The following is a 13214-nucleotide window of genomic DNA, read 5'->3' on the forward strand; positions in this document are numbered from 1 at the left end:
CACCGAACGGAACAGCACATCCACCGAGGGGCAATGACGGCTGACCGGCGGCCCTTCAACAATCTCAACGTGGTATTGCGCACCGCTGCGCTTGAGCAGCATGTGCCGCCCGCCTTGGGCGATCAGCGCACGGCCGGGCATGACCCGGTCGCCGTTCACCGCTTCACGCACTTCAATCTGACACAGATTGTTCAGCCGGGCCGCGAAAGCGCCGGTAAATTTTTCCGGCATATGCTGTACGATCACGATGCCCGGACAAACCCGCGGCAGGGCGGTCAATACAAATTCCAGCGCCTGCGTACCGCCGGTGGAGGTGCCGATAGCGACGACCCGATCGGTGGTTTCGGCCATGGCGTGGAAGTTAGCCGGAAGGATGGCGTCCGCCGTCAATTTGGCCTGCACCGGTACCGCAGTCGATGCGGACAAGCGGCGCAGGTTGGCGCGGGCAGCCGCTTTAACGGCGACCACCAAGCTTTCGGAGTCATCCTGCAAAAATTGCTTGAGCCCCACTTTAGGCTTGGTAACGATGCTGACCGCGCCCGCCGCCAGCGCCTGCATGGTGGTTTCCGCGCCTTTCTCGGTCAGCGTGGAACAGATGACCACCGGCGTGGGCCGCTCGGCCATCAGTTTTTTCAAGAAGGTGATGCCGTCCATGCGCGGCATTTCCACGTCCAGCACAATCACATCGGGCCATTGCGTCTGCATGCGCGCCATCGCGAACACCGGGTCGGCAACCGCGCCGATCACGTTAATACCCGGATCTTGCGACAATGTTGTCGTCAATACCTGCCGTACGACTGCGGAATCATCCACTATCAGTACTTTAATCTCAGTCATCCCAGTCTCCTGTTTATGGGGTTATTTTCTTCTTGGGCCAACACATGGCAGTGCTTCACCCAGACCTCTCCGTTCCACACTTCGAAAATTACATTGCGATAGCCTATGCCGCCCAAATGTTCGGCTACCCTGGTGAAGCCATGTTGTTTTATCAGCCGTTGCGCGGCATTCGCATTCATGCTGCCGATCGGGGACGGAGCATTTTTATTTTTATAATGTGTGTTGGGGAACATATTGCCACCTCCAAATAATTTAACTTGATATTCCTTATGGGGCGCACCAACGACATCAATTTTCTTCAATAGCAAGGCAACCGCCTCATCAGCATAACGGCCGTCCGGCACGGGCCAATTCTCTCCCTTTCGTTCACTGCCGCGTTCCGGCAACATGTAATGGCACATGCCCCCCACCAACAGATGCGGATGCCAAAAAGTCATCGACACGCAAGAACCCAATACGGTCCGGATGCGGGTATCCCGGTCGGCAAAGAAATGATCGCCGGGCTGAAGGAAAATCTCTTTCGGATGCAAAGGTCTTATCATCTCAGTGGTTTCAGGTAAACGGCCGGCTGCACCAACCGTACTTCTTCATTAATACCGTTCAGTGTTTCGGAATGACCGACCAGGAAATATCCGCCGGGACGTAACAATGACAACAGGCGCGAAACCACTTGGCGCTTGGTGTCCTGATCGAAATAGATCATTACGTTGCGTAGAAAGATCACGTCGAATTCGCCCAGTTTCGGCGGCGCTTCCGTCAGGTTATGCTGCATGAACTGCACACGTTCACGCAGTCTGCGATCAATCAGCAATGTCCCATCCTGGCTTCCGGTGCCTTTCAGGCAATAGTTGGACAAATAATCACGGGGGATTTCCGGCATACGCTCCATCGGATAAAGCCCGATACGCGCCCTTTCCAGCACTCTCACACTCAGGTCGGAAGCCACGATTTCCCATGGCGCACTGCCCATTACGTCATCCAGCAGCATCGCAATACTGTAAGGCTCTTCGCCGCTGGAACAGGCCGCACTCCAGATACGTAAGGCCTTACCCGGTTTTCTTGTGGGCAAAATGTGCCTACGCAGAAAATCGAAATGCTTGGGTTCACGGAAAAAGTGCGTTTCGTTGGTAGTCAGTAAATCTACCGCCATTTGCAGTTCCGTTTTACCGTTAACTGCGGTAATCATTTGGAAATACTCGCCGTAGCTCGCCAGCTCATGATGCTTGAGGCGCTTCGCCAAACGACTCGCGACCAGCGGCTTCTTGGCCGGTGACATGCTGATTCCGGCGATGCTGTAGATCAGGTCGCGAAACTGTGTGAATTCCTTTTCTTTCAGCACTACGGCGGCAAGATTAGATTTGTGAATCACGTCTGCACTCATTTTTTCATTCCATTCATTGATACTGTATAAAGTTACTGTTGCATTTATTTAATTTAAAAAACCTAACTACAAAAGCTCCTGCGCTTGTCGAAGACCATTTCCGTCATGCTCCTTTAATTTCCGGATAACACTAAAAATTGTATCTGGCCGATAACTGCACCCGGCTAAGACTTCCGCTCCGCCCATCTATCAGCTCCCGCATGCCGTAGATATATTCCAAACCCAAGGTTGCTTGAAGGATAGGACTCCACAGCAGGTTGGCGTGTGTCGATTGCGCTTGCCGAGTCATTGCTTGATTCACGAAACCGGGTTGATCGGCCTGCTCGAATCCGTAGGCCACGCTACTGCGCCACGCCTTGTTCCACCAGTGTTGGTAAGCAACCACAGCACTGTAAATATTGACCTGATGCAAATTCCCCGCCGCATCAACTGCGGCGTCTTCCATTCGGTCCACGGCCGAGTAACGGCCGAAGGCATTACCGTAGTTGAGCGTGAAACGAATATTGTCCAACTCGAAAATGTTGATCTTGCCCGCCAGACTGATCGCTCCTCCCCAAGCTTCTTGCGAGGCTTTGACATTGGAAATGACGGGCGTGGTCGAAGACGTCATGCGAATCTGCCGTCCCATGCCGGCCAAAGACAGGTTACCCCAATCCGGTTTATAGTTAAGACGAACAATCATGTCCGGATAGCGATCCGCACCGCCCGTGGTGAGGGTTTCCGGCGCTGTCGGCGTCCAATTGCTGGTGTACAGCGCGCTGTTAGGCATTTCCGCAGCCGCCTGAAACTCCATGGACTGACCTGCTACAGTGAAAGACTGAGTCCAACGCACCAGTGGCTGACGGAACTTTGCAGTGCCGACGGGGCCATTAAGATCCAAGGTATCGGCTAGGGCCAATTCGTTCACGAAAGTAGTCCAGGTCTGACCGGCCAACAAATTGCCGAAGGTGCCGTAGGCATGGCGCAATCGCGGCGTATAACTATCTACCGCACCAAAGAGATCCAGCTCCAGATAGGTGTTGATATTGCCCCACCGGCTTGGCGTAAAAGATTTTAACCAAAACCTGCTTTCCCTCGCATTGAACGCCAGTTGGCTGTTTTCCCCTCTATTCGATATCGGTATTTGAGGAACAAATAGATAAAGGTCGCCGGCTTTATTGGTACCCGCACTGACGCTGTTCTCGATGACATCCAGTTTGACAAAGCCGCCAAAACCAAGAGAGGTATCGGTTCCCGGTATCTTGAACGTATCCTTGACATCACCCAGGGTAACAGGCGGCTTGGCTTCCTTTTTCGGTTCCACTGCAACAGCATCGGTTGGCGTTGCCATCGCAACGGCTTTTGGGATGGATCTGGCCGCGATCAGCTGCCTATTTTCCTTCCGTTCTTTGTCAAGACTGTTCTCCAACTCTCGAACACGGACATCGGACTGGACAGCATGAGACTTAAGTTCCTCAACCTGCTTGATCAGTTCCTTGAGCAAAATGCGCATATCATCGTCGGCTGCACTTGCCTCGACAGAAAAGAACATCGTTGAGACAACCAGATAAAGAGTTGTATGCCTGATCATTTTTTGACTCCCGGCTTGGCGAAATCGCGAAACAGTTGATGGCAGGAAGTACAAGTGGCGTTCATTTTCTCCAGGGTCGCCGGAATATCGTCAAAGTGGCGAGCTTCCGCTTGGGCTTTCAGCGTATGCGCTTTTCCCCTAAGATTGACGGCCAAAGCGAGAAATGTTTTCTGTTCCCCTTCATCCAGATTCAGTTTCGGCAACGTGGCGACGATGCCGTCTAAGGCCCGATCCACACCTTCCGCCGCCGTGATAACCCGGCTGGAGAACTCCCGTTGCTGGCTATCCAACGCTTGTCCGGTCAAAATACTCTCGAACATCAGACTGTTCATCCGGTCCATCAGCCGCCGCAGCTCATTGCTGTCGATAGCATGCAAAGCCGGAGACCCCGTCTCCGTTAGTTTGGTTATTGTTCGTGGCCCTGATGGCCAACACGCAACCAAAATTGCAGCGAGCAGCATAATAATTATCAACTTGTATTTTTGCACCATTGTCCTATCCTTGCCGTTTGCATATGTCCAATTACCTACGCCAACTCGGCAGCCACAGCAGATCCCACTGTAGCTAATGCAGTCATGTCATCCAGCGACAGCACATGCTGAATATTCAGGATGATCACAAACTTGCCGTTGATCTTGCCCATCCCGGCTATGAAGTCGGCGTGGATGTTGACGCCGAATGTGGGCGCAGGTTCGATTTCGCCGGCCGGAATCTCCAGCACCGCGTTCACTGCATCCACCATTACTCCAACGCTCTGGGTTTCCTTTCCTATCTCCACTTCGATGATGATGCAGTTACGTCTCCCTTCCTGAGTTGGCGGCTTACCGAAACGTGCGCTCAGGTCGATCACCGGCACTACCGCCCCCTCAGATTAATCACGCCACGAATGAAATCCGGCATCCGCGGCACTTCGGTCAATTGGCCTTATTGAATGATCTCCTTGATCTGAATTATGCTGATCGCATAGGTCTCGCCGCTCAACATAAAGGTCAGGTATTGCTGTTGTTCCTCAAGCTTCGGACCGCTGTTCGTCACTGGTATGATTGCATTCATAGCCATATCCTAAAACTTAACAAATTCGACTTCGTTAGAAACCCGCTCTGCAGCTACCTTTTTTCTAGCCGCATGCTTAGAAAAATTGGGCTTAGGAATTACCGAAACCGCATCTCCGTTATCACTTAGAGTAAAGAACGCCATCAAATCCAGCAGTTGTTCCGCCTGCCCGCTCATTTCTTCCGAAGTGGCGGCCAGCTCTTCTGCTGAACTGGCATTTTGTTGGGTGATCTGGTTAAGCTGATTCATCGCGGTATTAATTTGACCGACGCCAGCAGACTGCTCTTCAGAAGCCGCCGAGATTTCCTGCACCAAATCGGAAGTTTTTCTGATTGAAGGCACGATAGTGTCTAACAGCTTTCCGGCGCTTTCGGCCATCTCGACACTGCCGGAGGCAAGTTCGCCGATTTCCTGTGCGGCAATCTGGCTACGTTCGGCCAGCTTTCGCACTTCAGCGGCGACCACAGCAAAACCTCTGCCATGCTCACCGGCTCGGGCAGCTTCAATTGCAGCGTTCAAAGCCAGCAAATTGGTTTGGTAAGCAATATCGTCGATGATGCCGATTTTGCCGGCAATACTCTTCATCGCACTCACTGTTTCTTTAACCGCTTCGCCGCCTTGCACGGCTTCGCTGCTAGCCTGGGCTGCCATACCTTCGGTGACCTTGGCGTTTTCAGTGTTCTGGTCGATGGAAGCCGACATTTGTTCGATCGAAGCGCTGGTTTCTTCCACCGATGAGGCTTGTTCACTGGTGGCCTGACTCATGCTTTGAGCCGTGGAGGAAACCTGCTCACTAGCCGAGGCGATATTGGAAGCCGCAGCGTTCACTTCATTAATGACTTGCGACAATTTGGCAATGGTATTGTTGACGGTATCCTTGAGCTCCTTGAGTTGTCCTTTGTAATCGCCATTAATTGTTCGGGTAAGAGCTCCTTGTTCCATTCCCTGAAGCACTGCAACCACTTCATTGACAGGGACAATAACCCCGTCCAGCGTTTTGTTCACACCCTCGACAATACTGCGGAAATCGCCCCGATGCTTGGTCGCATCGGCACGAATTTCCAGTCGGCCTTCAACAGCCGCACAAGAAAGCGCTGTTGCGTCAGCTACAAGTGCCTGAATCGAAACTGACATATTTTTCATGGCATTCATCACGCTAGCGGTGTCACCGGCTTTTAAATCGATCTGGGTGCCAAGGTCGCCAACGGCGATTTTATTGGCCAAATCGACAACTAAATCAGGCTCACCACCTAGCTGCCGCAATAAATTGGTGGTGGTAAACCAACCCAGCAACCCGGTCGTCAACACAACAATGAACTCAATGATAATGGATAGTTTGGTTGCATCGGCCTTGGCTTTAGCGGCCACATCCGATGCCTTCTTTGCCAAATCGGCGTTATATTTCATGTGTGTTCTGAGCGCGGTATTGCTCCTTTCGGCCTTCTCGCCAATTTGTGCCATGCTATCGAAAGCTTTATCTTTCATTTTCTCGCGAGAAAATCCCAGAATCTTCTCCATTTCAAGGGCATATTCACTAAAAGAAGCTTTATCTTCGGCAAGCAACTGTCTGTCTTCGTCGTCCGCAGCCAAACCTTCACTTTCATATGTGTTCATGGCATCCAAAACGCCATCCTTTGCCTCCTTTATCGCAGTTTCGATTTTCATCATTTCTGCGGGATCGGTAACCAATACATGGCGGTATACGCGGACACGCAAGCGGCCAAACGATTCAGCGGCTCTGGATAATACGACAATACTGGGAATGCTATTAACGTTAGCAATATTAGTTTTTTCATAAACCGTATCCATTCTGTTCTGCCCAAACCACGACAGGCCTACCAGACCTAAAAGAGCGGAAACTACCAGTACAGCCATCTTTCGTGCGACAGTCATCTTCATATTACTTACTCCTCGATACATTATTTAGAATAACAACCATAATGGCTGCCTGTTTCCGGTAGCACTCCAGGTCACAACTATTGTCTGCAGCTCTGCTCTATAGTTTCAATGATGCCTGAATGGGGTGACGTTGAAATCAATACCCATTAAGCAGGCGCGTCTTTCACTCGGCCTTCGTCAACTCGGCTGCCGAACCGGAACCCACCTCAGCCAGTGCCGACATGTCATCCATCGACAGCACATACTGAATATTCAGGATGATCACGAACTTGCCGTTGATCTTGCCCATCCCGGCAATGAAGTCGGCACGGATGTTGGTACCGAACGTGGGCGCCGGTTCGATCTCGCCGGCCGGAATCTCCAGCACCGCGTTCACTGCATCCACCATCACGCCGACGCTCTGGGTTTCTTCCCCCATCGCCACTTCAATGATGATGATGCAGTTGCGTCGCCCTATCGCAGTCGGCAACTTGCCGAAACGCGCGCTCAGGTCGATCACCGGCACCACGGCCCCTCTCAGGTTAATGACGCCGCGGATGAAAGCCGGCATCCGCGGCACTTCGGTCAGTTGACCGTACTGGATGATCTCTTTGATCCGAAGTATGCTGATCGCATAAGTTTCACCGCTCAGCATGAAGGTCAGGTATTGCTGTGGCTCCTCGAGTTCAGCACTGCCGACCGTAGTCGGTAGCGTCTGCGCCGCGGGTGTGATTGTCTTCATAACCGCCTCCTAAAACTTTACAAATTCGGCTTCGTTAGGCGCGTGTTTTACCGACACCGTTTTTTTAACCGACGACTTAAACAGCTTGCTGGTATTGGACGGCCTCGAAACAGCCCCTGCACTTTCATCCACGGTAAAGAACGCCATCAGATCCAGTAGTTGCGTTGCCTGCCCGCTCATCTCTTCCGAGGTCGCGGCCAGCTCTTCCGATGAACTCGCATTCTGCTGGGTGATCTGGTTGAGCTGGTCCATCGCGGTATTGATTTGGCTGACGCCTGACGATTGCTCTTCGGAGGCCGCCGCGATCTCCTGTACCAGATCGGAGGTTTTCTTGATCGAAGGCACGATGGTATCCAACAATTTACCGGCGCTTTCAGCCATCTCAACGCTGCTTTCGGCCAGCTCGCCGATTTCCTGGGCGGCAATCTGGCTACGTTCGGCCAGCTTTCGCACTTCGGCCGCAACGACTGCAAAACCCCTGCCGTGTTCACCGGCTCGGGCGGCTTCAATGGCTGCGTTCAAAGCCAGCAAGTTGGTTTGGTAGGCAATATCGTCGATGATGCCGATTTTGCCGGCGATGCTCTTCATCGCGCTGACCGTCTGTTTAACCGCTTCGCCGCCTTGCGCCGCTTCACTGCTGGCCTGGGTCGCCATACCGTCGGTGACCTTGGCGTTTTCGGTGTTCTGGTCGATCGAAGCCGACATCTGTTCGATAGAAGCGCTGGTTTCTTCGACGCTCGCTGCTTGTTCACTGGTGGCCTGACTCATGCTTTGTGCCGTGGCGGAAACCTCTTCACTGGCCGAGGCGATATTGGCAGCGGCGCCATTAACTTCGCTGATCACTTGAGAAATTTTGGCAATGGTATTGTTGACCGTATCTTTGAAATCCTTCAACTGCCCTTTGTAATTACCCTCAACAGTTCGGGTAAGGTCGCCTCGCTCCATCTCGACGAGAACTGACACAGCTTCGTTGACAGGACCAATCACACCATCCAATGTCTGGTTTACACCTGCGACCAGCTGTTTCCAGCCGCCCACGAACAGGTCGGCGTTGGCGCGGGTATCGAGCTCACCGTCCGCTGCCGCCTTGATGATGATGTCGGTCTGCGCCAGCAGGTCGCTCATCATCTTCACCGCATTGTTGAGATTGTTCTTGATCACGTTGTACTGGCCTTTGTACTCGGTCGTAATCGTCGGTGGAATCACGCCTTTGGAGATTTGATCAACGTAGTCTGCCGTGACATTCAACGGATTGACGATGTTGGTAATAGTATCGTTCACGCCGCTCACCAGCTGTTTCCAGCCGCCCACGAACAGGTCGGCGTTGGCGCGGGTATCCAGCTCGCCGTCCGCTGCCGCCTTGATGATGATGTCGGTCTGCGCCAGCAGGTCACTCATCATCTTTACGACGTTATTGAGATTGTTTTTGATAACGTTGAAATCTCCGTTGTAATTGTCTGTAATGATGCTAGGGATAACACCCTTGGCAATTTGCTCTACATAATCAGCGGTTACATTCAACGGCCCGATCACCGCATCCAATGTTTCGTTGACCCCTTCGACAATCTTGCGAAAATCGCCTTGGTGCTTGCTCCCATCGGCACGGGTTTCCAGGCGGCCTTCAACAGCCGCAGTGGAGAGTGCGACAGAGTCAGCTACTAATGCCTGGATTGAAGCCGTCATGTTCTTCATTGAGGCAAACAGACTACTGGTGTCTCCTGGCTTGAGCTCAATGTTGCTCGTGAGGTCGCCCGCTGAAATCTTGTTGGCAATTCCGGCAGCAACATCCGGCTCGCCGCCCAGTTGGCGTAGGAAGGCGCGAGTTATGGTGAAGCCGATGGTAAAAACCACGCCAATAGTCAGGAGAGTGATGATCAGCGATAAGGTCAACGCGTTGCTCTTGGCGGCAATAGCCTCCTCGGCGCCTTTAATGCCAAGCTCGATGTTGTATTGCATATGTTCATCAAGCGCCGTATTCAGTTTTTCAGCCACAATAGACGCTTTGGTGAGCATATCGCGCGCCTGCTCGTTTTGGCTGCTACGCGACAGTTCCAGTATTTGGTTCAGGCTAACGGTGTACTCATCGCGTAACACTCTGTCTGCCTCCAGAAAAGCTCTGTCCTTACCATCGGCGATAAGCGGCTCATAATCTTTGAGTGCCTTATCCAGTTTTACCTGGGCATCCTTTAACTTAGCCTCAATCTCTTGCATAGCCTTGTCATCGGTATTAAGCACATGGCGATAGGCTCGTACCCGAATACGCCCAAACTCTTCGAGAGCGGTACTCAAGACCTTCAAGCTGGGTACAGAATTGACGTTGCCGAAGTTGGCCGCATCAAATACCTTATTCATTTGCTGTTGACTGAAGCCGGCGAGTAAGATGATGCCGAGCAGCGCTGAGCCGATCAGCAGGGCCATTTTTTTTGCTACGGTGAGTTTGAGTTTCATATAGATTTCTCCTTAACTTATAACGTTTTACTGATAAATTGAGACAAGACCAGATTTGTCCATCTTCGTACGGTTAATAGTGTTCACATTGTCTGGTAGAGCAGGTAGAAAAGCGGATCCACCTTACAAATCTTCTTTGAGGGTGTTGTCATCTCACTCTCTTCCCCTTCATGTTCTATCTGCCCCGGCGCATTGACGATCGGTGCCACTTCGCCGGTACCCAGAGTGGTGAAGCCGCCAATACTCTTTTCGTATTTAAGTTTGTCCAGCGAAATGATGTTTGAGCGTGAGAACGATCAATCAGCACTTGCTGGCAAAACAGAGGCCTCATCTCACTCAGCTTTTATCAACTCGGCTGCCGAACCGGAACCCACCGCAGCCAGTGCCGACATGTCATCCATCGACAGCACATACTGAATATTCAAGATGACCACAAACTTGCCGTTGATCTTGCCCATCCCGGCAATGAAGTCGGCACGGATGTTGGTACCGAACGTGGGCGCCGGTTCGATCTCGCCGGCCGGAATCTCCAGCACCGCGTTCACTGCATCCACCATCACGCCGACGCTCTGGGTTTCTTCCCCCATCGCCACTTCAATGATGATGATGCAGTTGCGTCGCCCTATCGCAGTCGGCAACTTGCCGAAACGCGCGCTCAGGTCGATCACCGGCACCACGGCCCCTCTCAGGTTAATGACGCCGCGGATGAAAGCCGGCATCCGCGGCACTTCGGTCAGTTGACCGTACTGGATGATCTCTTTGATCCGAAGTATGCTGATCGCATAAGTTTCACCGCTCAGCATGAAGGTCAGGTATTGCTGTGGCTCCTCGAGTTCAGCACTGCCGACCGTAGTCGGTAGCGTCTGCGCCGCGGGTGTGATTGTCTTCATAACCGCCTCCTAAAACTTTACAAATTCGGCTTCGTTAGGCGCGTGTTTTACCGACACCGTTTTTTTAACCGACGACTTAAACAGCTTGCTGGTATTGGACGGCCTCGAAACAGCCCCTGCACTTTCATCCACGGTAAAGAACGCCATCAGATCCAGTAGTTGCGTTGCCTGCCCGCTCATCTCTTCCGAGGTCGCGGCCAGCTCTTCCGATGAACTCGCATTCTGCTGGGTGATCTGGTTGAGCTGGTCCATCGCGGTATTGATTTGGCTGACGCCTGACGATTGCTCTTCGGAGGCCGCCGCGATCTCCTGTACCAGATCGGAGGTTTTCTTGATCGAAGGCACGATGGTATCCAACAATTTACCGGCGCTTTCAGCCATCTCAACGCTGCTTTCGGCCAGCTCGCCGATTTCCTGGGCGGCAATCTGGCTACGTTCGGCCAGCTTTCGCACTTCGGCCGCAACGACTGCAAAACCCCTGCCGTGTTCACCGGCTCGGGCGGCTTCAATGGCTGCGTTCAAAGCCAGCAAGTTGGTTTGGTAGGCAATATCGTCGATGATGCCGATTTTGCCGGCGATGCTCTTCATCGCGCTGACCGTCTGTTTAACCGCTTCGCCGCCTTGCGCCGCTTCACTGCTGGCCTGGGTCGCCATACCGTCGGTGACCTTGGCGTTTTCGGTGTTCTGGTCGATCGAAGCCGACATCTGTTCGATAGAAGCGCTGGTTTCTTCGACGCTGGCCGCCTGTTCGCTGGTTGCCTGACTCATGTTTTGAGCTGTGGCGGAAACCTCTTCACTGGCCGAGGCGATACTGGAAGCCGCACCATTAACTTCGTTAATGACTTGAGAAATTTTAGCGATAGTGTTGTTAATGGTTTGCTTGAAGTCGTCGAGCTGGCCTTTATAGTTACCGTTGACGGTTTTAGTCAGGTCACCCTGTTCCATTTGAGTAAGCACCGCAACGGCCTCGTTGACAGGGAGAATGACGCCGTCCAACGTGTCATTGACACCCTCGACGATTTTGCGGAAGTCGCCCTGGTGCTTGCTTGCATCGGCACGGGTTTCCAAACGACCTTCGACCGCGGCAACCGATAACATAGTGGCATCGGCCACCAGTGCGTTAACCGCATCGATACAGGTGTTCAGGTTATTTTTAAGGATATTGAAATCACCGTTATAGTTATCGGTGATTTTCGCAGGGATGGCACCTTTGGAAATGTTATCCACATAATCCGCCGCCATGTTCAACGGCCCGATCACGGCATCCAATGTCTCATTGACGCCCTCGACAATCTTGCGGAAATCGCCTTGGTGTTTGTCCGCATCGGCACGGGTTTCCAGACGGCCTTCAACTGCCGCAGTGGAGAGCGCGACAGAGTCGGCTACTAATGCCTGGATTGAAGCAGTCATGCCCTTCATTGACGCTAGCAAGCTAGTGGTGTCGCCAGGCTTGACCGCAATATTGCTTGAGAGATCGCCGATTGCAATCTTATTGGCAATATCCGCAGCAAAATCAGGCTCACCGCCTAATTGCTTAAGCAAGTTGCGGGTGATTAAAAAGCCAATGGTGCTTACAACAATCAGAATAACTAGCGATATAAAGAGAGAGATCGTAGTTGAGAAGTCTTTAGCTTCCACACCATTGTCAGCGGCTTTCTTGGCCAGTTCAGCGTTATAATCAAGCTCAACCTGGATTGTTTCATCCAACTTTTTTACTGCCGGCATCAACAGATCCCTAACCGCTGCTTCTGCCTCTTTAGTCTTGTTTTCCTTGGAAAAGTTAAAGACTTTCAGCCGTTGAACGTCGTATTCGGCCAGAAGCGACTGTACGCTATCGAACATCTTCTGCTCTTTTTCATCGGACATACAAGTAGCGCCATTGCAAGCATTGGTTTTGTATGCATTTAACGCTTCGTCCAATTTCATGCGTGTCTCGTTGATCTTCGGCTCGAGAGCCGTCATGCCATTGGAATCCGTGATAATGACGTGAAATAACGACAGTTCGCGCAAATCGGAGTAATACCCTTTTATCTTAAAAAAAGCGAAATAGGTAGGAACAGTATTGACGTTAGCATAATTGACTGCTTCGAACACTTTGTTCATTTGTTGTTGAGCGATACTGATGAGCAGCGCGATACCAAGCAACGCGGAACCAATTAGAAAAGTCATTTTTTTTGTGACGGTGAGTTTCATATAACTTGCTCTTAAATTTATAATGTCTAATTGATAACTGACACCAGACCGCGTTCATCGATCTTCATGCAGCCACGTAGTTTTGGTAGATTTTCATTGCCTGACCCACCAAGCTTGTCCTACAAATCACTATTTTGATCCCGCAACGCTTGTCATCTCAGTGGCCTCCCGTTCATGCTCAATCTGCCCCATCAGCCCCGGCACATCGACGATCAGCGCCAC

12 protein-coding genes are annotated in these 13214 nt (G+C 51.9%); all 12 read right to left on the reverse strand.

The features are described 5' to 3' along the window. The coding region (locus V7051_RS23445) for a protein-glutamate methylesterase/protein-glutamine glutaminase (RefSeq protein ID WP_333879211.1) at positions 1-837 on the reverse strand (837 nt) is incomplete at its 3' end. Next, on the reverse strand, positions 834-1379 hold the full coding sequence (locus V7051_RS23450; protein ID WP_333879212.1) for a chemotaxis protein CheD: 546 nt from the start codon (positions 1377-1379) through the stop codon (positions 834-836). The genes V7051_RS23450 and V7051_RS23445, both read right to left, overlap by 4 nt. Beyond that, on the reverse strand, positions 1376-2218 hold the full coding sequence (locus V7051_RS23455) for a CheR family methyltransferase (RefSeq protein ID WP_333879213.1): 843 nt from the start codon (positions 2216-2218) through the stop codon (positions 1376-1378). Before V7051_RS23455 ends, V7051_RS23450 begins: the two co-directional genes overlap by 4 nt. 130 nt (positions 2219-2348) lie before the next feature. Next, complete coding sequence (locus V7051_RS23460) at positions 2349-3788, reverse strand: DcaP family trimeric outer membrane transporter (protein WP_333879214.1); 1440 nt, start codon at positions 3786-3788, stop codon at positions 2349-2351. After that, positions 3785-4279, reverse strand: coding sequence for a cytochrome c (locus V7051_RS23465; RefSeq protein ID WP_333879215.1), 495 nt, complete (start codon positions 4277-4279; stop codon positions 3785-3787). Before V7051_RS23465 ends, V7051_RS23460 begins: the two co-directional genes overlap by 4 nt. Positions 4280-4314: 35 nt before the next feature. After that, positions 4315-4644, reverse strand: a complete 330-nt coding sequence (locus V7051_RS23470) for a chemotaxis protein CheW (protein ID WP_333879216.1) — start codon at positions 4642-4644, stop codon at positions 4315-4317. A 68-nt stretch (positions 4645-4712) separates the two neighbouring features. After that, the gene (locus tag V7051_RS23475) at positions 4713-4841 is read right to left on the reverse strand and encodes a hypothetical protein (protein WP_333879217.1); all 129 of its coding nucleotides are present in this window, start codon (positions 4839-4841) and stop codon (positions 4713-4715) included. A gap of 9 nt (positions 4842-4850) precedes the next feature. Beyond that, positions 4851-6740, reverse strand: a complete 1890-nt coding sequence (locus V7051_RS23480) for a HAMP domain-containing methyl-accepting chemotaxis protein (RefSeq protein ID WP_333879218.1) — start codon at positions 6738-6740, stop codon at positions 4851-4853. 163 nt (positions 6741-6903) lie between these two features. Then, positions 6904-7461 carry a chemotaxis protein CheW gene (locus V7051_RS23485; RefSeq protein ID WP_333879219.1) on the reverse strand — a complete coding sequence of 186 codons (558 nt, stop codon included), beginning with the start codon at positions 7459-7461 and terminating at the stop codon, positions 6904-6906. A gap of 9 nt (positions 7462-7470) precedes the next feature. After that, the gene (locus V7051_RS23490) at positions 7471-9909 is read right to left on the reverse strand and encodes a methyl-accepting chemotaxis protein (protein WP_333879220.1); all 2439 of its coding nucleotides are present in this window, start codon (positions 9907-9909) and stop codon (positions 7471-7473) included. A 332-nt stretch (positions 9910-10241) separates the two neighbouring features. After that, the gene (locus tag V7051_RS23495; RefSeq protein WP_334181182.1) at positions 10242-10799 is read right to left on the reverse strand and encodes a chemotaxis protein CheW; all 558 of its coding nucleotides are present in this window, start codon (positions 10797-10799) and stop codon (positions 10242-10244) included. 9 nt (positions 10800-10808) lie between these two features. Further along, positions 10809-12992 carry a HAMP domain-containing methyl-accepting chemotaxis protein gene (locus V7051_RS23500; RefSeq protein ID WP_333879222.1) on the reverse strand — a complete coding sequence of 728 codons (2184 nt, stop codon included), beginning with the start codon at positions 12990-12992 and terminating at the stop codon, positions 10809-10811. Positions 12993-13214 lie beyond the last annotated feature (222 nt).

This window comes from Methylobacter sp. (genome assembly GCF_036845245.1).
Classification (GTDB): domain Bacteria; phylum Pseudomonadota; class Gammaproteobacteria; order Methylococcales; family Methylomonadaceae; genus Methylobacter_A.

Bases quoted from the DNA above. Each gene is read 5' to 3' on its own strand.
- V7051_RS23495 (WP_334181182.1), bottom strand. From the start codon at position 10,799: ATGAAGACAATCACACCCGCGGCGCAGACGCTACCGACTACGGTCGGC.
- V7051_RS23460 (WP_333879214.1), bottom strand. From the start codon at position 3,788: ATGATCAGGCATACAACTCTTTATCTGGTTGTCTCAACGATGTTCTTT.
- V7051_RS23455 (WP_333879213.1), bottom strand. From the start codon at position 2,218: ATGAGTGCAGACGTGATTCACAAATCTAATCTTGCCGCCGTAGTGCTG.
- V7051_RS23500 (WP_333879222.1), bottom strand. From the start codon at position 12,992: ATGAAACTCACCGTCACAAAAAAAATGACTTTTCTAATTGGTTCCGCG.
- V7051_RS23475 (WP_333879217.1), bottom strand. From the start codon at position 4,841: ATGAATGCAATCATACCAGTGACGAACAGCGGTCCGAAGCTTGAGGAA.
- V7051_RS23480 (WP_333879218.1), bottom strand. From the start codon at position 6,740: ATGAAGATGACTGTCGCACGAAAGATGGCTGTACTGGTAGTTTCCGCT.
- V7051_RS23465 (WP_333879215.1), bottom strand. From the start codon at position 4,279: ATGGTGCAAAAATACAAGTTGATAATTATTATGCTGCTCGCTGCAATT.
- V7051_RS23490 (WP_333879220.1), bottom strand. From the start codon at position 9,909: ATGAAACTCAAACTCACCGTAGCAAAAAAAATGGCCCTGCTGATCGGC.
- V7051_RS23485 (WP_333879219.1), bottom strand. From the start codon at position 7,461: ATGAAGACAATCACACCCGCGGCGCAGACGCTACCGACTACGGTCGGC.
- V7051_RS23450 (WP_333879212.1), bottom strand. From the start codon at position 1,379: ATGATAAGACCTTTGCATCCGAAAGAGATTTTCCTTCAGCCCGGCGAT.